This is a genomic window from Streptomyces koelreuteriae, assembly GCF_018604545.1.
Classification (GTDB): domain Bacteria; phylum Actinomycetota; class Actinomycetes; order Streptomycetales; family Streptomycetaceae; genus Streptomyces; species Streptomyces koelreuteriae.
In genome coordinates this window covers 8,384,852-8,403,117 of the sequence record NZ_CP075896.1, presented here as the reverse complement: position 1 = coordinate 8,403,117, position 18,266 = coordinate 8,384,852, and the positions used below count along the sequence as shown (strand labels likewise).

The window sequence follows — 18,266 nt, the reverse complement described above, 5'->3', positions numbered from 1 at the left end:
TTGTTGGGGGTTGATCGCGCAGTTCCCCGCGCCCCCAAGAAAAGAGGGTTGGTTCAGTGCCGCTTGGTTCATTCGTCACGCCGGTTGTGGGGCGGGAGTCCGAACTCGCCCGGCTGAGTGGCGTGCTGGAGCGTGCCCGGGGTGGGGAGGCGCGTGCGGTACTCGTCGCCGGGGACGCCGGAGTCGGTAAGACGCGGGTCCTGGAGGAGGTGTCCGGGCAGGCCGCCGCAACCGGGATGGTCGTTGTCACCGGGCACTGCGTGGACCTCGGGGACGTCGGGCTGCCGTATCTGCCGTTCACCGAGGTGCTGGGGGTGCTCGCGGGCGATGAGCGGTTCCGGGCCGCTCTGGCCGCGCACCCTGTCGTCGAGCGGTTGCTGGGGGCCGGGTCCGACGGTGTGCGGGACGTGGACGGACGGCTGCGGCTGTTCGAGGGGATGGCGGGGCTGCTGGCCGATGTCGCCGATGTCGCCCCGTTGCTGCTCGTGCTGGAGGATCTGCACTGGGCCGACCAGTCGTCGCGGGATCTGCTGCGGTTCCTGCTCGGCCGGGGTGTCCTCAGGCACCGGCTGGCGGTTCTCGCCTCGTACCGGGCCGACGATCTGCACCGACGGCATCCGCTGCGGCCGCTGCTCGCGGAGTTGATACGGCTGCCCGCCGTGGAGCGGCTGGAGCTGCGGCCGCTGGCCGATCCCGATGTGGCCCGGCTGGTGCGCGCGTTGGAGGACCGGCCGCTGCCGGACACCACCGTGCGGCGGATCGTGGAGCGCGCCGAGGGGAACGCCTTCTACGCGGAGGAACTGCTCGCGGCCACCGACTCGGAGCCCGGCGGGGTGCCGGGCGGACTCGCCGATGTGCTGCTGATCCGCTTCGAGCAGCTCTCCGACACCGCGCAACAGGTGCTGCGGACCGCGGCCGTGGCCGGGCGCCGGGTGGAGCACGACGTGCTGCGGGAGGCGGCCGGGCTGCCCGAGGAGGAGCTGGAGTCGGCGCTGCGCGAGGCGGTGGGACGGCAGCTTCTCGTGGCCGGGGACGACGACACGTACTCGTTCCGGCACGCCCTGGCCCGCGAGGCCGTCTACGCCGATCTGCTGCCCGGGGAACGGGCGAGGCTGCACGGCGCGTTCGCACGGCTGCTCGCCGGGCGCGGCCGGACCGCCGAGAGCGCCGCCGAGCGCGCCCACCACTACCGGGAGAGCCACGACCTGGCCGAAGCGCTGACCGCTTCCCTGGAGGCCGCCGACCACGCCCAGCGGGTCGGTGCGCCCGCCGAGGAGCAGCGGCATCTCGAAGCGGCCCTGGACCTGTGGCCGGCGGTGGGTCCCGAGGCGCGGCCCTCGGACCGAGGCGTCGACCGGGTGACGCTGACGCTGCGTGCCTCCGCGGCGGCCGTGCACGCCGGGGAGCTGCACCGCGCCGTCTCCCTCACCCGGTCCGCGCTGTCCGAGCTCGGCCAGGACGCCGACTCCGAACTCGCCGCCCGGGTCCGCTACACCCTCGCCGGGAACCTGCTGAGCGTGGACAGCCTGACGGCGGCGTTCGCCTACAGCAGCGAGGCCCTGGGGATGATCCCCGAGGATCCGCCCTCGACCACCTGGGTGTGGGCGGCGGCCATGCATGTCATGGCCGCACGCCACGTCGGGGAGAACGAGACCGCGGTGCGGGTCGCCCGCCGGGCCCTGGAGGTGGCGGAGGGGCTGCGGGTGACCGACGCCCAGGCGGACCTGCTGATCTCCCTGGCCGTGTTCGACGGTGGCGGGCGGCGCGGCTCCGAGGGCCGTGAGCGGCTGCTCAAGGCCCGGGAGCTGGCCCGGAGTTCGGGCAACGCGCCGGTGGAGCTGCGCGCCCTGTTCAACCTGGCCATGGGCTGCTACGAGTCCGGTGAGCTGGCGGAGTGCCTGCCCTGGCTGACGGAGGGCCTGGACCGGGCCCGGCGCGCCGGGCTGCTGTCGTCGCCGTACCCGCTGGAGATGCGGTACCTGCGGCTGCTGGTGCTGCATGTGCTGGGCCGCTGGGACGAGTGCGTGCGCGCGGCGGCGACGGACGCGGACGTGCTGCCGGCGGCCGGCGGCTATACGAGCGGTCCGGCGCTGTCGGTGGCGCTGGCGCGCGGCGATCTCGCCGCCGCCGACCGGGCGCGGGCGCTGCTGGAGGGGCCGTTCGACTGGATGGGCACCCTGGTCGCGGGCATCGTGCTCACCGACGCAGCCGGGCTGCGCGGCGATCCCGAGGACGCGGTGCGGTGGATGCGGTCCACGGTCAGGACGCTCACCGACGAGGCGGGCACCCGGCCGGACGTCACGGTCCGGCTCGCCGCCCTGGCGTTGTCGGCGGTGGCCGACGCCGCGGCCGGGCTGCGGCTGACCGGCGACGAGGCCGGGGCCCGCCGCTGGACGGACACCGCGGCCGACCTGGTGGAGCTGGCGCGGGCCACCGCCGCCCACGGCGAGACCGGCATGCCCCAGGGCCCCGAGGGGCAGGCCTGGCTGGCCAGGGCGGAGGCGGAACATCTCCGGGCGGTCTCGGGGCCGGACCCGGCGGCCTGGTCGGCGGCGGTGGAGGCGTTCGGCTACGGCGATGTCTACGAGCGGACGCGCTGCCGGTTGCGGTATGCCGAGGCCTTGGTGGCGGCGGGGCGTCGCGAAGAGGCAGTGGCTCAGGCGCGGACGGTCCGGGAGGCCGCCGACGCCCTCGGCGCCACGCCGCTGCGGGAGCAGGTCGACGCCCTGGTCCGGCGCGGCCGGCTCTCGGACGCACCGGGCGCCGAGGACCGGGCCGGTGTGCTCACGGCACGCGAGCAGGAGGTGCTGCGGCTGCTCGCCCTCGGCCGCAGCAACCGGCAGATCGGTGACGAGTTGTTCATCAGCGGCAAGACGGCGAGCGTCCATGTCTCCAACATCCTCGCCAAGCTGGGCGCGTCGAGCCGGGGCGAGGCGGTGGCGATCGCCTACCGGGAGGGTCTGATCACCCCGGAGCCGTCGGCGTCCGGCTGACGGACACGACCGGCGCAACCGGCGTGACCGGCGTGACCGGGTGAGCACGCGGTCGAGGCGCCGGACGGACCGGGCTAACGGCTCCCGCAGTCGAGGCTCTCGAGATCGACGGCGTCGGCCATCGCCCGCATCCCCTTGTCGTTGGGGTGCAGATGGTCGCCGCCGTCGTAGGCGGGGAGGATCGACTCGGGGTCGTCGGGGCTGCGCAGGACGCGGTCGAAGTCGGCGACCGCGTCGAACTCGCCGCTGGTGCGGATGAAGGCGTTGACCTTCCGGCGCACCGCCTCCCCGGCGGGGTCCCATTCCTGCCAGCCCTTGAAGGGGGCGATCGTGGCGCCGACGACGCACTTGCCGTCCCCGTGCACCCGGTCGATCAGGGTGCGGTACCCGGCGATCAGCTGGGCGGCCGTGACGCCCGGCTCGAACTTGATGTCGTTGACGCCCTGGAAGAGGAACACCGTGCGCACGCCCGGCAGCGACAGCGCGTCCCGGGAAAGGCGGTTCAGGGCGCTCTGCCCGGCACCGTCGGTCAGGACCCTGTTGCCGGCGATCCCCGCGTTGGCCACCCCCTTGACGCTCGTCGTGGGGGACGTGGCCAGCCGGCGGGCGAGGTAGTCGGGCCAGCGACGGTTGAGGTCGGTGGTGGACTGCCAGCCGTCGGTGACGGAGTCGCCCAGGGCGACCACGGCGCCCGCCGCGGGCCGAGGCCGCACGGTGACGGCGTCGAGGTAGAACCGGGAGCGGGTCCGCTGTTTCCAGTGGGCCGCGCTCTCCTCCGCGGTGTGGTCGCCCCTGGTGGTGTACGAGGTCTGCATCGCCAGCCAGTGCCCGGTGAGCGCGCCGCCCGCCCGGGCGACGTACAGGCTGACGGCGAGCGAGCTCGCGGCGGGAACATGGCCGGGCAGCGGGTCGCTGTGGACGATGCCGCCGGGCGGGACGGTGACGGAGCGCGCTCCGTCGAAGGTCAGGCGTCTGTTGCTGCCGGGGACGAGCGCGGCCCCCTGCCGCTGCAGGCCTGCGTGGACGTTGCCGAAGGTCACCGGCTGGTCGCCGAAGGCGTTGGACAGCCGCACCCGCAGTCCGCTGCCGCCGACGCTGGTGTGCACCACCATCCGGTAGCCGCGGCCGTCGACCGCCTCGCCGAAGCGGTCGGCCGAGGAGGCCCAGGTGACCACGCCGTCCCCCGGCTCCGCCGGGGCGGCGGGCGGCCGGGCCTCCTCGGCCCCCTGGGGTGTCGCACCGGCCCCGCAGCCCAGCACGAGGCAGGTGGAGAGGGCGGCCAGGGCGGTGCGTCGGCGGGGGCGGGCGGTGCGGGGCATCGTCGGCGCTCCTTCGGCCGGTCGGCGGGCGATCGTCCGGGGCGGTCCCGGCGTACGACACGGTAGTGGTGCGACCTCCGACGCCGCGCACACGCCCCTGCCACGACCGGGACGAGTCGGGCATGGCGGTCAGGACGGCTTCGGTACGTCGATCCGGCCGATGCCGTAGGAGTCGAGGCGGGTGAGGTCGTCGCCGGTGAAGCAACCGGATCGTTCCCGAAGCCCTGGGGGCCGACCTCCGGTGGGAACCCCCGCTCTCCCCAGGCCGTTGTCCGGACGTGTTCAGCGAGTTGGTCCCCGGTGGGAATCTGGCGTTGCCGGGCGGTGCGGTGACCGTCCGGGTGCCCGGGCCGTTCGACGTGTCCGCGTTGATCACGGACGACAGCGGAAAGGTCGCAGGCGACGGCGACTTCGTCTTCTACAACCAGCCGGGCGCGCCGGGGGCCGTGCTGCGGGGCGACACCCTCACCGTGGACCCGGCGAGGCTGCGTGCCGGCGCCACCCGGGTCACGGTCGCCGTCAGCCCCGCCGAACCCGGAACCGCTCTCGGCCGCCTGCCCTCCCCCACACTCCACGTCACCGACTCCGGCGGGCGCCCGCTCACCCGGTTCACCCCGCCGCGCCCCCGAGAGGAGAGGGTGCTGCTGCTCGCGGAGCTCTACCGGCGCGGCGACCGCTGGAAGCTGCGGGCGCTGGGCCAGGGGTACGCCGACGGACTGGCGGGAGTGGCACGGGACTTCGGCGTCGATGTCATGGACGACAAGCCCGCGTCGGAGCCGTGCGGGTTCGACAGCGGGGCGCGCCGAGCGGCGTTCGCAGCTGACGGTGCCGCCCACTCCCCCAGCGCTCCCGCCTCCGCGCCCGACCCCGACGGCTTCGCCGCCCTGGTCAACTCCGCACGGGCCGAAGCCGGTTCACCCCCTACGGCCTTCGACACGCGCCTGGCCTCCGCCGCCCGAGAGCACGCCGCCGCCATGGCGATGGCGGGACGCCTCGGCGTCGAGAGCCGGGACGGTGTCTCCGTCTATCAGCGCGTCACCGGCGCCGGGTACGCGTACCTGACCATCGGCGAGCACCTCGTGTCCGGCCCGCGCACACCGGCCGAGTTCGTCGCGTACTGTCTGCGCACCGACGCGGCGCGCCGCACCCTGCTCGACCCTGCGTTCACCCACACCGGAGTGGCCCACGTCCACGACGGCCCCTCCGGTGACACCTACTGGACCGCCCTGTGGGCCCGGCCGTTCACGGCGGACGGACTGCTGGGCACAGCGGCGGCCGTCACCGACCTCACCAACCGGGAGCGGGACCGTGCCGGACTCCCGCCCCTGGCCGTCGACCCTCTGCTCACCACCGCCGCGCAAGCGCACAGCGCCGACATGGTGGCCCGGGCCTTCTACTCGCACACCGGGCCGGACGGCAGCCAACCCTGGGACCGGGCCGCCGCGGCGGGGTCCACCCGGCGCTCCATCGGCGAGAACATAGCCTGCGGGCAACGCTCCCCCGCCGAGGTCGTGGAGGGCTGGATGAACAGCCCGGGGCACCGGGCCAACATCCTCAAGCCCGGCTTCACCCACATCGGCGTCGGCTTCGCCGGCGGCGGCCGGGCGGGCACCTACTGGACGCAGCTCTTCGGCGCCTGACACCGCACCACATCGCTCGGGCCGTCGCCCCCGCCGGCGATCTTGGCGGAGCGAGACCCTCCGGGCGAGGATGCCCGTATGAAGGGTGATCTGTTTTCCAGCGAGCACATGGCCCAGCCGCCCGTCGCGGCGGGGATGACGATCGAGAACGCCAAGTGCGTCCGGTACACGGTGAACGGCGAGATGCTCGCCCGGCAGGGCGCGATGATCGCCTACCGCGGCAACCTCCAGTTCGAGCGCAAAGGCCAGGGCATGGGCGGCATGCTCAAGCGCGCGGTCACCGGGGAGGGACTGCCGCTGATGGCGGTGCGCGGACAGGGCGAGGCCTGGTTCGCCCACGAGGCGCAGAACTGCTTCATCGTCGACGTCGAACCCGGCGACGAGTTCACCGTCAACGGCCGCAACGTCCTGTGCTTCGACGCCACGTTGTCGTACCGCATCGCGACCGTGAAGGGCGCCGGCATGACCGGCGGCGGCCTGTTCAACAGCGTCTTCTCCGGGCACGGCAAACTGGCCCTGGTCTGCGAGGGCACTCCGCTCGTCATCCCGGTCTCCGCGCACTACCCGGTGTACGTCGACACCGACGCGATCGTCGGCTGGACGGCCGGCCTGCAGACCTCCCTGCATCGCTCCCAGTCCATCGGGTCGATGCTGCGCGGCGGCTCCGGCGAGGCCGTGCAACTGCTGCTCCAGGGCGAGGGGTACGTCGTCGTGCGGCCGAGCGAGGCGACTCCGCAGAAGGCCGGGCAGCACTGATCGAAGTACTGAAGCCCCTCGGGTGATCTACGCCTCACAGGCAACCCGGTCCGTTCACTCGACGTCTTGATCGACAACAGGTGTGCCCTGGCCCTTGTGGCCAGGGCCGGTTTCCCCCCTTCTATACGCACCATGTATACACAGCGCGTATACATGGTGCGTATACGGACCGAAAGGCATCGATGTACGGCAAGGCATTCGCCCCGGAGTACCAGGGCGCGCTCACCACCCTGTCCGTCAACTCCTCACTGACCGACGTACTGGCCGCCGGCACCGAGCAGTTGAAAGCGGCCGAGCGCGCCGGTGAGCCCGGGGAGGTGGCGCGTTCCGGGCTCGCGGTGGCCGAGGCGCAGCGCCGGCTGGGCCGGGTCGCGGACGCTGACCGGGCCTGGAAAGCGAGTTACCGCGCCGCCCGCGAGGCCGAGGACACCGGGGCGATGGCCTGGGCCCTGTGGAGCGGCGGCACGCTGGCCCGGCAGCGCGGCGCGCTCCGGCTGGCCCGCCGTCTCCTCCAGCTCGCGGCCGACCTGGGCGAACGCGGCGGGGACATCGTCGTACGCGGCTACTCGCTGGCGGGCCTGGCCGAGACCGGCCGTATCCAGGGCGACTACGAGGCCGTCGGCCGGCTGCACGAGCAGTTGCTCGCCGAGGCCCGGCGGCGCGGGGAGGCGCGGCACACGGTGTGGGCGCTGGAGGGCATCGCGCAGATGCACCGCAACACCGGCGACTACGACAGGGCGTACGCCCTGTTCGAGGAGTCCGCCGAGATCGCCGCGCGCGCCGACGACCGGCGTGGTCACGCCTGGGCGCTGCGCGGACTGGCCGATGTGGTGTCGGTGCGCGACGGGGACACCGAGCGGGCCCTGGAGCTGCTGAGCGAGGCGGAGACGTCATGCCGGGCGATGAAGCTGTCCAGCGCGCTGGCCTACAACCACAAGATGCGCGGCAACGTGCTGTACCGGGCCGGGCGTTACGCCGAGGCACGCGCCCTGTACGAGCAGGCGCTCGCGGAGTTCCGCGAGATGAGCGAGCCGCGCGGGGAGGCACTCTCGCGTCTCGGCCTGGCCAAGTCCCTGGCCCGGCTGGGCCGCGACCGCGGTGAGACGGCGGCCGAGCTGGCCGACCTCGCCGGCGTGCTGGAGCGGATCGGCCTCCAGCACGCCCGCAAGATGGTGGCCCGCGCCCATGAGGAGCTCGGCATACCGGACACGGGGCTCGCTCTCGCGGGGACGGAGGCGGCCCGATGACGGCGCTCCCCCTGGAGATACGGACGACACCGCGGGACCTCGCGCCCGAGGCGCCCACCACCCGCTCAGCGGACGCCCACCAGGTCCTCGATCGCTGCCGTTCCCTCGTGCGCCCCGCCCTCGCCGAGGCCGTCGGGCGACTGCACCCCTGGATCGGCGAGATGGCCGCGTACTCCTTCGGCTGGTGCGAGGTGGGCGGGGCCCCTGCCGCCGCCTCCGGTGGCAAGGGCGTACGGCAGGCCCTCGCGGTGCTCGGCGCCGAGGCGGCCGGTGCGCCCGGCAGGGCTGGGGTCGCCGCGGCGGTGGCGGTGGAGCTGGTGCACACCTTCTCCCTGCTGCACGACGACATCATGGACGGCGACGCGGACCGGCGCCGCCGCCCGACCGTGTGGAAGGCCTACGGCACGGGACCGGCGGTGCTCGCGGGTGACGCCCTGTTCGCGCTGGCGGTCGAGACGCTCGCCGCACAGCCGGGCGGCGGCGGTGCCGTACGGACGCTGTCCGGGGCGCTGGGCGACCTGGTGCGCGGGCAGGCGGACGACCTGCTGTTCGCCGAGCGGCCCTGGACGGGGCCGCGGCGGGTGCGGCCCGACGAGTACCGGACGATGGCGGAGCAGAAGACGGGCGCCCTGCTGGGCTGCGCGGCCGCGCTGGGTGCCGTGCTCGGGGGTGCCGCGCCGGAGACGGTCACCGCGCTCGACCGGGCGGGCCGGGACCTCGGGGTCGCCTTCCAGATCGTCGACGACGTGCTGGGCATCTGGGGTGACCCCCGGGTCACCGGCAAGCCGGTCCACGGCGATCTGCGGGAGCGCAAGAGGACGTTCCCGGTGCTGGTCGCGCTCGACTCCCCGAGCGGCGGCGCACTCGCCGCGCTCCTGGAGAGCGGCGAGGATCCCGCCGCGGCGGCGGCGCTGATCGAGGAGGCCGGCGGCCGTTCCGCGGCCCTCGCCGAGGCCCGGCGTCACATCGCCGCCGTCGAGACGGCGCTCGCCGGGGCACCGCTGGCGGCGGGGGCTGTGAGCGAGCTGCGGTCGCTGCTCGCCTTCCTGGTACGACGCGACGTCTGATCCGGTGACTGGCGTCCGATCCGGCGGCTGACATCTGATCCGGCGGCCGACGTCCGATCCGGCGGCTCGCGCGCCCGGCCGGATTGACCTCGGCCGGGTCGGCGGGCCAGGCTGCGACCAGGCGTGTTCCGCGACCCCGCGCCGGAAGGACGACAGCCGTGATCGGCATCTCGGAGATCGAAACCGCGGCCGGGCGGATCGCCGGACACGTCGTGCGCACCCCGACCGTGCCGAGCCCGGGGCTGTCGGAGCTGCTCGGGGTCCCGGTCACGGCGAAGCTGGAACTACTGCAGCACACCGGCTCGTTCAAGGCGCGCGGGGCGACGGCGAAGCTGCTCTCGCTGGGCGAGGCCGAGCGGGCCGCCGGAGTGGTGGCGGTCAGCGGCGGCAACCACGGGATCGCCGTCGCGGTCATGGCCGCGGCCCTCGATGTGAAGGCCACGATCGTCATGCCCCGCTCGGCGCCCGCCCGCGCCGTGGAGATCGCGGAGGCGTCGGGCGCGTCGGTGCGGCTGACCGACGACATGGACGGCGCGTTCGCGCTCATGACGCGGCTTCAGCAGGAGGGGCTGACCCTGGTCCACCCCTTCGACGACCCGGTAGTGATCGCCGGACAGGGCACGGTCGGCCTGGAGTTCGCCGCCGACGCCGGGGAGCTCACCGACGTACTGGTCAGCATCGGGGGCGGCGCGCTGATCTCCGGTGTCGCCGCGGCGCTGCGGGCGCTCCGGCCGGGGGTGCGGATCTGGGGCGTGGAGACCGAGGGAGCGCAGGCCATGTCCGAGGCGCTGGCGGCGGGCGGCCCGCTGCCGGTCGCCCTGTCCTCGATCGTCTCCACGCTCAGCGCCCCGGCGGTGTCGCAGCTGACCTACGACCATGTGTCGGCCCTGGTCACCGAGGTGCTCGTGGTCCCGGACCGGGAAGCCGTGCGGGGCTCGCTGGAGCTGGCCGAGCATGCCAAGGTGTGGGCCGAACCGGCCGCCGGCTGTCTGCTGCCCGCCGCCCGGCAGGTCCGGGAGCGGGTCGGTGACGGAGCCCGGCTCGGCCTGGTGGTGTGCGGGGGCAACGCGACCACGGGGGACATGATCGCCTGGTCGCGTCGCTTCGGTCTGCGCTGAGGATCCGGCCGCCTGCGGGGAATCCGTCGCGGAATTCATCGGAGGGGTCTGAGTTCAGGTGTTGTACACCGCCGCATTTACCGGCGGTTACCACCAGGCCAGCCCGGAATTTGCGAATCCGCGGGCGGCGGCGGGCGAATTCGCCGAGCACGTGGAGGACCGGGCGACCGAGGTGAGCCGTGCCTGACCCCGTGAAAGACCGTTTTTCCTCGCACACTTGCACCCATCCCTTGAACAAAAGACAAGAATGAACACGGAGTTGCGATCCGTTTGAACGGAGTGCGCCTCACTCCCCGTACCTCTGGAAAAGGTTGAAAGCCAGGATTCCAGTCGAGGGATGGCCATGGGCAGGGCGCACGTCTCCACACACCAGTTGGTCGCCGGCCGGTACCGGCTGCTCGAGATCATCCAGCGCGAGACCAACCGCATCTGCTGGTACGCCGAGGACACCGGCGCCGGCGAGGTCTCGCGGCCGTGTCTCGTCACCCAGATCGGGCTTCCGGACGACCCCCTCGAACCCGAACGCCGGGCTTCCGCCCGGCTGCTGCGCACCTCCGAGAACATGGCGCTGCTGTGCCCGGGCCGGATCGCCAGGGTCGTCGACACCATCGAGGAGGCCGGCGCCCTGTGGACCGTCAACGAGTGGATCGACGGCACGCCCCTGGGCGAACTCCTCTCGGAGCAGGGCACGTTCAACTACGTGCGGGCCGCGCGCGTCGGCCTGGCGCTGCTCGACGTCCTGGACGCCGCGCACAGCGAGGGCATCACGCACGGCGAACTCAGCCCCGGCCAGGTGTTCGTACGCGAGGACCACTCGGTCGTCGTCACCGGCTACGGCCTGGTCGGCGCCACCCTCGCGCCCCGGCTCACGGCCCCCGCGTACGCCTCTCCGGAACAGGCCCGGAACGAGCGCATCGGCCCGGCGGCCGACCTGTGGGCGCTCGGCGCGATCCTCTACACGATGGTCGAGGGACGCCCGCCCTTCCGCGACCGGGGGCGCCCGGAGAACACCCTGAAGGCCGTGGACCGGCTGCCGCTGCGCTCGCCGGTGCGCTCCGGGCCGCTCACCCAGGCCGTGCAGGGGCTCCTCCGCAAGGACTCACGGGAGCGGCTGACCCGCCCGGTGGTCCGTGAGGCGCTGAACCGCGCGCTGAGCGAGGACCCGGAAGCGGCCATGGCCTCGGTGCAGGCCCCGCCGCGGCTGCGCGGCGCGTACGCGGCGATGCTGCCGGGGAACCCGGCCTGGAGCAGACGGACCATGGTGGCCGGGACGGCCCTGGCGGTGGTCACCGTCGCGGTCGCCGTGCTCGCCGCCACCCAGGGGCTGCCCGGCAGTGACACCGGCGGCGAGGCGGCCGACTCGCCGGCCCGGCCACCGGCCTCCGCCGCCTCGCCGGGCGAGAGCGCCGGCGGTGGTGGCGGTTCCGAGCCGTCCGGGAAGCCCAGCCCGACCGGGACGCCCGCCTCCCCCACGCCCACCCCGTCGTCCCCCGAGCCCACCCCCTCCGCCCCGGCCAACGGCCTGCCGCCCGGCTTCCACCGCTACCACGCGCCTGAGGGCTTCTCCGTCGCGCTGTCAGAGGACTGGAAGCGGCTGGACACCGACCGCGACGGCCCGGCGTACCGGGTCGTCTTCGGCGCCGAAGGCGACGACCGCACACTGGCCGTCACCTACAGCGCGGACGCGGGCCCGGACCCCGTGGCCGTGTGGCGGGACGACGTCGAGCCGAACCTGAAGCAGTCCGGTGACTACGAGCGGATCGGCGCGATCCGCGCGACGACGTACCAGGGGCGCAAGGCCGCCGACATGGAGTGGACGGCGGACGTCGGCGACACCCGTGTGCGCACCTTCGGCCGGGGCTTCCTGCTGGGCGAGGGCCGGAGCTTCTCGCTGCGCTGGACGACCCCCGCCGCCGACTGGGAGGACCGCGCGAACGAGGAGACGTTGCGCACCTTCCTCAAGACGTTCCGGCCGGACTCAGACTGAGCCGCGCGGCGCGCGCAGCGACGTGAGCGGTCCGGGCCGCAGGGGCTGGGTGCGCCAGCCCCTGGTGAGCGTACGGTCCGCGAGGGAGCAGGTGAGCGCCAGTCGGTGCGGGGTCTCCAGGAACGCGACCTCCACGGCCAGCGTGCCGGCATCGGTCCAGCCGCCGCTCACCGCGGTCGGGAGCGGCCCCTCCGCCACCGTCCAGTCGGCCCTCCCGATCGGCAGGTCCAGCCGGGCCTCCCCCTCGGTGAGCCCGAGCGTCCAGGCGTCCGCGTCCCGCGCGAGTGCGGCCGACAGGGCCGGACCGTCCGCCCCCGCGGAGCCGAACTCGGCGGCGGCCCAGTCCTCGGCCTGTCCTGGCGGTACGGGAGCGCCCGGGGCGGGTGGCAGCGCGAGCCCGGCGAGGCGCTCGCGCAGGGCCGCGTCGGCGGTCTCCCGGCCGGTCAGCGGCTCGGGGCCGAAGGCGGGCAGCAGATGCTTCCAGACGAGGTCCAGGTAGTCCTGCATCCGCTCGGTCGCCGTGGTCGTGGCGATCACCGCGTCGTGCTCGGGCAGCACCAGGCAGTACTGGCCGTAGGCGCCGTCGCCCCGGTAGCCGTGCCGTGAGGTCCAGAACTGGTAGCCGTAGCCCCGGTCCCAGTCCTGCCGGTCCGCGTCTCCCATGGCCCCGGCGGTCGCGATGTGCGGATGCGCGGCCCGGGCCGCCCACCCCTCGGGCAGCAGCCGCTTGCCCTCCCATACCCCGTCGCGCAGATACAGCTCGCCGAGCCGGGCGATCGCGTCGGTGGTGGCGTGCAGACCGCTGTAGCCGATCTCGCGGCCGGCGCGGTCCCGCTGCCAGAACACCTCGCCGATGCCGAGCGGATCCAGCAGCCGGGGGCGCAGATAGTCGGTGAGCCGCTGTCCGGTCACCCGCTGGACGATCGCGCCGAGGGTGTAGGTGGTGGGCTGGTTGTAGGCGAAGACGGTGCCGGGGTCGCGGTCCGGCGGAAGGAGCAGGAACCCGCGCACGGGCTCCGCCCGGTCCAGCCCGTAGGTCTCCTCGACGGTCTCCCGCTCGTGGCCGCTCGACATGGACGCCACGTGCCGGACCAGCATGGCGCGGCTGCGGGGGTCGGTGATGTCGGCCTCGAACTCCGGGAAGTAGGAGATCACGGGCGCGTCGAAGTCGAGCAGTCCCTCGGCCTCGGCCAGGGCGGCGGCGGTCCCGGTGAAGCTCTTGCTGAGCGAGTACAGCAGGTGGGGGCGGGCGGGGGTGTAGGGCGCCCACCAGCCGGAGGCGACCAGGTGTCCGTGCCGCATGATCATCAGGCTGTGCGGCTCGATCTCCGGGGCCGCTTCGAGGGCGTCGAGGAAGGCGTGGACGCCGGAGGCGTCGACACCCTGGGAGGCGGGGCTGCCGGTCGGCAGGGCGGAGGCACTCATGGAGGCATCCTCCCCCTGCCGCCGGACCTTGATCGAGCCGTTTTCACGCCCGCTGTCCGGGGACTCGCCGGTTATGGTGCAAATCGGATACACGATGATGACCGAACAGGCCGGCCCCCGAGAGCTCGTCGACCATGTGGTGCGGGCCGAGGAGGCGGGCTTCGACTTCTCGGTGACCTCCGACCACTACTTCCCGTGGCTGCGCTCGCAGGGCCACTCGCCCTACGCGTGGGCCGTGCTCGGCGCGGCCGCCCAGGCCACGTCCCGTATCCCGTTGATGACGTACGTGACATGCCCGACGTTCCGCTACCACCCGGCGGTGGTGGCGCAGAAGGCGGCGACGCTGCAGTTGCTGTCCGAGGGCCGGTTCCGGCTGGGACTCGGCTCCGGTGAGAACCTCAACGAGCATGTGGTGGGCGGCGGCTGGCCGTCGGTCGACGTACGGCACGAGATGTTCGAGGAGGCCGTGGAGATCATCCGGGCCCTCTTCGAGGGCGGCCACGTCAATCACCGCGGCACGCACTTCGACGTGGAGTCGGCCCGGCTGTGGGACCTGCCGGACGAGGCGCCGCGGATCGGCGTCGCGGTCTCCGGGGAGCGGTCGTGCGCACTCGCGGGCCGGCTCGGCGACGCGGTGATCGCCACCGAGCCCAAGCCGGGGCTGCTGGAGGCCTTCGACCGGCACGGCGGCGCGGGCAAGCCCCGCATCGGCCAACTGCCGGTCTGCTACGACCCCGACCGGGACGCGGCCGTCGAGCGCGCCCACTCCCAGTTCCGCTGGTTCGGCAGCGGCTGGAAGGTCAACTCGGAGCTGCCGCACCCGGATTCCTTCGAGGCCGCGACCCAGTTCGTCACGCCCGACGACGTCGCCGACGCGATCCCGTGCGGTGACGACCCGGACGCGTTCGTCGAGGCCGTCCGCCCGTACGCCGAGGCGGGCTTCACCGAGATCGCCCTGGTCCAGATCGGCGGCGAGTCGCAGCCGGCGTACCTGGACTGGTCGGAGAAGACCCTGCTGCCCGCGCTGCGGGACGCGTTCGGCTGAGGCCGGTGGCGGCACAGGCTCTCCGAGGGTGGAGATAGGCTGCTGGCCTGCACGTACTCGATACAGCCAACCCCCTCAGGAGAGTCGTCCGTGACCGTAGCCATCACCCCGCCCGAGACCTCCCCGGCGCCCGTCTCCGACCTGGTCGCGCTGGACGCGCGGGAGTTCGGGGCGTACGCCCGGACCGGAGGGTGGGCCTTCGGGCTGAAGGTGGCGCGCAGCGTGCGGCCCGGCGGGCAGGGCGCGGACGAGACGCCGAAGGTGTCGGCGAAGGAGTTCGCGGAGCTCGCCGGATGCTCTCCGGAGCGGGTCATGCGCTACTACAAGGCGTGGGACCGGGCCGCGGACGACGGTCTGGTCCCGCAGTTCGAGGCGCTGACGCCGGGTGAGGACGTGGAACTGCCGGACGCGGACGTGTGGCTGAGCTACTACGTCTCCCGCAACAGCGCCACCTCCGAGCGCGGCACCGCCATCACCGAGGCCGCCGAGGCGGAGGGCATCCGGCCCACGAAGGCGCTGGAGGTCGCGGAGAACCCCACCGCCCTGCGTGCCGCGATCCTCGCCGACCCCTCCACCGCCCGCGCGGCCCGCCAGGCCCTGCTGGACCGGGTCCGGGAGGACCCCGACCTGCAGGCCGAGCTGGCCCGTGACGTCGTGCGCACCGACGAGCTGAAGAAGGCCGTCGCCGGCGAGAGCAGGGCGGCCGACCGCATCGGATACGTGCGCCAGATCGCCGAGTCGGGCCAGATCAAGACGCCCGCCGGGCAGACGCTCGACGCTCCCGCCGATCTGCGTCAGGAGGCCGAACGGCACCTGTCGCTCATCGACGAGCTGGACGAGAACGAGGACTCCGGCGAGTGGGCCACCGAGGCGTACGACACGATGAAGTCCCTCGTCGTCGAGACCGTGGAGGCCGACCCGGGGCTGCGGGTGCAGGAGCGGCGCACGAAGTTCTACAGCAGCCTGCAGAAGGCGACCAAGGTGTTCGAGGAGCTGACCTTCGACGACACCCCGGAGTTCTATGAGGACGACATGGTCGAGCGCCTGGAGGAACTGCAGCGGGCCGTGGCCGTGTGCATCGAGTCCCTGCGCGGTACCCGGGGGAATCACCCGCAGGGCTGAGCATCTTGCGCGTATGAGGGGTACTAGAGGGCTCTACGTCGGTTCATCCCGGAGGCCCTTTCGTGAACTCCTTCGTGCACAAGACCCTGGTGGTGCAGCTCCAGGCCGGTGACACGGACCGTTTCTCGGTACTCGCCCACCTCAGCTACGACGCCGCGGACCCGTTCGCCGTGACCCTCGTGTTCAGCCACGACGGCCGGGTCCTCGCCCGGTGGCAGCTGGACCGCGAGATGCTCGCCGACGGTCTGCGGCGTCCGGTCGGGCTGGGCGATGTGCGGATCCGCCCGGTGGCGCGGGGCATGTGGCAGGAGCTGCGCCTGGAGTTCCTCGGTGACGCCCGACCCGACGGCGGCCGTCACCACGCCCTGGTGTTCGGGTGGGCGCCGGGGTTCGCGGCGTTCCTGCGGGAGACTCACGAGGTGGTGCCGCCGGGCCGCGAGGAGGTCCGCGTGGACGATTTCCTGGCGGACGTCATCGCCGGGGGCTGAACCCCGGGGCCGCGGCCGTCCCGGCGGCGACCGCCGTCACTCCGACGTATGGCGGTACCGGGTCCACAGGGGCAGGACCAACCAGCACAGCAGGTACCAGCCGACCACTCCGGCGACCAGGTAGGGCACGAAACCGTTGTGCGTGGCCACGCGCAGGATCAGCAGCAGAGAGGCGGTCGTCGTGGCCAGCAGCAGCGCGAGGCCGAGCAGCGTCAGCCGTGAGGCCAGCCGCACCGCCTGCGGCTTGACGCGCCGCCCGGAGACGATGCGGTGCAGGGACACCGGCCCTATGAGCGCCCCGGTCGCGCACGCCCCGAGGACGACGGTCACGAGGTAGATCGTCTGATCCGTGTTGGTCAGATCGTCGTACTTCTCGGTGAACACCACGGTGAGCAGGAACCCGAAGAGGATCTGCACGCCCATCTGGGCCACGCGGACCTCCTGGATGAGCTCCTGCCACATCCGGTCCGCTCTCTCCTCCTCCGTCTCGTCCCGCCCCCGGCGCCTGGCCCCGCCCTCTACCGCGTCCGACACTGTTCCTCCCGGTGTGAGACCTCGCGTCCTTCTCTCCCGCGAGTTCCCCGTAAAACGCCGTCGTCCCGGGCGGCGGGGCGGTTTGAGCGATCAGGCGACGGTTACACGGACGACGCGAAGGACGCAGAACCCCGAGGAGGTCGTGGACGCATGTCCGGTACGCAACTCACCGTGACGCTCAGCGGCGGCGGTACGGACGACGCACGAGCGGTCGTCCGCACGTTGGAAGGCACATTCGGGGCGTCGGACGAGCTTCCCGCCGACGAGAACGCGACGGTGCACACGGCGACCTTCGGCAACGCGGAGGCCGGCGTCTCCGGAGGCGCCGCGGTGAGCGCCGAGCGCCTGTCCGCGCCGGTGACCGTCACCGTGCAGGGCACCCCGGAGGCGGTGCGGCGGGCGAGCGACACGCTCACCCGGGCCTTCACGGCCCGAGACGACGGTGTCGCCTCCGGCGACCAGGAGCAGGAACGGCAGCTGCTCCTGGTGCCGTGAGGGGCCATGGGGCCGTAAGCGGGGCAGCCCTTACCAGCGGGATTCGACCTGGTCCTTGATCCGCTGCTCGTAGAGGTCGCGAATCGCCGTCAGCGTCTGGCCGGACAGTTCCGGCAGACGGGCGGCGTTCGCGTTGGCACGGGCCTGCTCGGGTGAGCGGGCGCCGGGGATCACGGTCGTGACGCCGGGCTGCTCGACGATCCAGCGCAGGGCCAGCTGGGCCGGGGTGTATCCCTCGGGGGCGAGCGCCGAGAACTCTGCGGCGGCCTCGACGCCGGTGGCGTAGTCGACGCCGGAGAAGGTCTCCCCCACGTCGAAGGCCTCGCCGTGCCGGTTGTAGGCGCGGTGGTCGTTCTCGGGGAAGACCGTCTCCCGCGTGTACTTGCCGGACAGCAGGCCGGAGGCGAGCGGGACGCGGGCGATGATGCCGACGCCCGCCTCACGGGCGGCCGGGAGCACCTCGCGCAGGGGCTTCATGCGGAACGGGTTGAGGATGATCTGCACGCTCGCCACGTTCGGCCGGGCGATCGCGGTCAGGGCCTCCTCGCAGGTCTCGACGCTGACGCCGTACGCGGCGACGCGCTCCTCCTCGACCAGGGTGTCGAGGGCGTCGAACACCTCGTCCGTGGAGTAGACGGACGTCGGCGGGCAGTGGAGCTGCACCAGGTCGATCCGGTCGACGCCGAGGTTGCGCCGGGAGCGGTCGTTCCAGTCGCGGAAGTTGTCGAGCACGTAGTTCTCGGGGATCTGGTCGACCCGGCGGCCCATCTTCGTGGCGACCAGGACGTGCAGGTCCGGCCTGCCGCTGAGGAACGTGGCGATGGTCTGCTCGCTGCGGCCGTCGCCGTACACGTCGGCGGTGTCGAAGAAGGTCACTCCGGACTCGGCCGCCGTCTCCAGTACCGAGAGGGCCTCCTTGTCGTCGACGTCACCCCAGTCGGCTCCAAGTTGCCATGTGCCCAGGCCCACGACGGAGGCGTGCTGACCCGACCTGTCGAATGTGCGCTCGTCCATGGGCGTCAGTCTGTCA

15 protein-coding genes are annotated in these 18,266 nt (G+C 73.2%); 11 read left to right on the top strand and 4 right to left on the bottom strand.

What is annotated here, in order from left to right:
* Positions 1 to 56: 56 nt before the first annotated feature.
* Positions 57 to 2,993 carry a helix-turn-helix transcriptional regulator gene (locus KJK29_RS37785; RefSeq protein WP_215123931.1) on the top strand — a complete coding sequence of 979 codons (2,937 nt, stop codon included), beginning with the start codon at positions 57 to 59 and terminating at the stop codon, positions 2,991 to 2,993.
* Between the two features lie 74 nt (positions 2,994 to 3,067).
* Here the strand turns inward: KJK29_RS37785 and KJK29_RS37780 are convergent, their stop codons facing one another.
* Positions 3,068 to 4,312, bottom strand: a complete 1,245-nt coding sequence (locus tag KJK29_RS37780; RefSeq protein ID WP_215123930.1) for an SGNH/GDSL hydrolase family protein — start codon at positions 4,310 to 4,312, stop codon at positions 3,068 to 3,070.
* 278 nt (positions 4,313 to 4,590) lie between these two features.
* Between KJK29_RS37780 and KJK29_RS37775 the strand changes: the two genes are divergently transcribed.
* From KJK29_RS37775 to KJK29_RS37750, 6 genes are all read left to right on the top strand, one after another.
* A complete protein-coding gene (locus KJK29_RS37775; protein WP_251058047.1) occupies positions 4,591 to 5,952 on the top strand; it encodes a CAP domain-containing protein in 1,362 nt (453 codons plus the stop codon).
* 78 nt (positions 5,953 to 6,030) lie between these two features.
* Complete coding sequence (locus KJK29_RS37770; protein WP_215123929.1) at positions 6,031 to 6,708, top strand: AIM24 family protein; 678 nt, start codon at positions 6,031 to 6,033, stop codon at positions 6,706 to 6,708.
* Positions 6,709 to 6,890: 182 nt separating this feature from the next.
* Positions 6,891 to 7,955 carry a tetratricopeptide repeat protein gene (locus tag KJK29_RS37765; RefSeq protein WP_215123928.1) on the top strand — a complete coding sequence of 355 codons (1,065 nt, stop codon included), beginning with the start codon at positions 6,891 to 6,893 and terminating at the stop codon, positions 7,953 to 7,955.
* Positions 7,952 to 9,022 (top strand): polyprenyl synthetase family protein, encoded by a 1,071-nt coding sequence (locus KJK29_RS37760; RefSeq protein WP_215123927.1) that lies wholly within the window; start codon positions 7,952 to 7,954, stop codon positions 9,020 to 9,022. Before KJK29_RS37765 ends, KJK29_RS37760 begins: the two co-directional genes overlap by 4 nt.
* Before the next feature lie 158 nt (positions 9,023 to 9,180).
* Positions 9,181 to 10,140, top strand: coding sequence for a threonine/serine dehydratase (locus KJK29_RS37755; RefSeq protein ID WP_215123926.1), 960 nt, complete (start codon positions 9,181 to 9,183; stop codon positions 10,138 to 10,140).
* A 343-nt stretch (positions 10,141 to 10,483) separates the two neighbouring features.
* Positions 10,484 to 12,127, top strand: coding sequence for a serine/threonine protein kinase (locus KJK29_RS37750; RefSeq protein ID WP_215124602.1), 1,644 nt, complete (start codon positions 10,484 to 10,486; stop codon positions 12,125 to 12,127).
* Here KJK29_RS37750 and KJK29_RS37745 read toward each other — a convergent pair.
* The gene (locus tag KJK29_RS37745) at positions 12,119 to 13,552 is read right to left on the bottom strand and encodes a serine hydrolase domain-containing protein (RefSeq protein ID WP_215123925.1); all 1,434 of its coding nucleotides are present in this window, start codon (positions 13,550 to 13,552) and stop codon (positions 12,119 to 12,121) included. The two genes, KJK29_RS37750 and KJK29_RS37745, sit on opposite strands and share 9 nt — an antisense overlap.
* 73 nt (positions 13,553 to 13,625) lie before the next feature.
* Between KJK29_RS37745 and KJK29_RS37740 the strand changes: the two genes are divergently transcribed.
* The 3 genes from KJK29_RS37740 (at position 13,626) to KJK29_RS37730 (ending at position 16,207) form a co-directional block, all read left to right on the top strand.
* On the top strand, positions 13,626 to 14,597 hold the full coding sequence (locus KJK29_RS37740) for an LLM class F420-dependent oxidoreductase (RefSeq protein WP_215123924.1): 972 nt from the start codon (positions 13,626 to 13,628) through the stop codon (positions 14,595 to 14,597).
* A 90-nt stretch (positions 14,598 to 14,687) separates the two neighbouring features.
* A complete protein-coding gene (locus tag KJK29_RS37735) occupies positions 14,688 to 15,719 on the top strand; it encodes a hypothetical protein (protein ID WP_215123923.1) in 1,032 nt (343 codons plus the stop codon).
* A gap of 62 nt (positions 15,720 to 15,781) precedes the next feature.
* On the top strand, positions 15,782 to 16,207 hold the full coding sequence (locus KJK29_RS37730; RefSeq protein ID WP_215123922.1) for an SsgA family sporulation/cell division regulator: 426 nt from the start codon (positions 15,782 to 15,784) through the stop codon (positions 16,205 to 16,207).
* Positions 16,208 to 16,243: 36 nt separating this feature from the next.
* On the opposite strand, the gene KJK29_RS37725 is transcribed toward KJK29_RS37730, so the two are convergent.
* Entirely contained in the window at positions 16,244 to 16,741 is a 498-nt protein-coding gene (locus KJK29_RS37725) for a DUF6328 family protein (RefSeq protein WP_215123921.1), read from the bottom strand.
* A gap of 150 nt (positions 16,742 to 16,891) precedes the next feature.
* Between KJK29_RS37725 and KJK29_RS37720 the strand changes: the two genes are divergently transcribed.
* A complete protein-coding gene (locus KJK29_RS37720) occupies positions 16,892 to 17,236 on the top strand; it encodes a hypothetical protein (protein ID WP_215123920.1) in 345 nt (114 codons plus the stop codon).
* Between the two features lie 30 nt (positions 17,237 to 17,266).
* On the opposite strand, the gene KJK29_RS37715 is transcribed toward KJK29_RS37720, so the two are convergent.
* Positions 17,267 to 18,250 carry an aldo/keto reductase gene (locus KJK29_RS37715; protein WP_215123919.1) on the bottom strand — a complete coding sequence of 328 codons (984 nt, stop codon included), beginning with the start codon at positions 18,248 to 18,250 and terminating at the stop codon, positions 17,267 to 17,269.
* Positions 18,251 to 18,266 lie beyond the last annotated feature (16 nt).

What these genes read in the sequence shown, in the direction of transcription:
- KJK29_RS37745 (WP_215123925.1), bottom strand. Translation starts at nt 13,552, where the DNA reads ATGAGTGCCTCCGCCCTGCCGACCGGCAGCCCCGCCTCCCAGGGTGTC.
- KJK29_RS37715 (WP_215123919.1), bottom strand. Translation starts at nt 18,250, where the DNA reads ATGGACGAGCGCACATTCGACAGGTCGGGTCAGCACGCCTCCGTCGTG.
- KJK29_RS37770 (WP_215123929.1), top strand. Translation starts at nt 6,031, where the DNA reads ATGAAGGGTGATCTGTTTTCCAGCGAGCACATGGCCCAGCCGCCCGTC.
- KJK29_RS37780 (WP_215123930.1), bottom strand. Translation starts at nt 4,312, where the DNA reads ATGCCCCGCACCGCCCGCCCCCGCCGACGCACCGCCCTGGCCGCCCTC.
- KJK29_RS37765 (WP_215123928.1), top strand. Translation starts at nt 6,891, where the DNA reads ATGTACGGCAAGGCATTCGCCCCGGAGTACCAGGGCGCGCTCACCACC.
- KJK29_RS37750 (WP_215124602.1), top strand. Translation starts at nt 10,484, where the DNA reads ATGGGCAGGGCGCACGTCTCCACACACCAGTTGGTCGCCGGCCGGTAC.
- KJK29_RS37760 (WP_215123927.1), top strand. Translation starts at nt 7,952, where the DNA reads ATGACGGCGCTCCCCCTGGAGATACGGACGACACCGCGGGACCTCGCG.
- KJK29_RS37720 (WP_215123920.1), top strand. Translation starts at nt 16,892, where the DNA reads ATGTCCGGTACGCAACTCACCGTGACGCTCAGCGGCGGCGGTACGGAC.
- KJK29_RS37740 (WP_215123924.1), top strand. Translation starts at nt 13,626, where the DNA reads ATGGTGCAAATCGGATACACGATGATGACCGAACAGGCCGGCCCCCGA.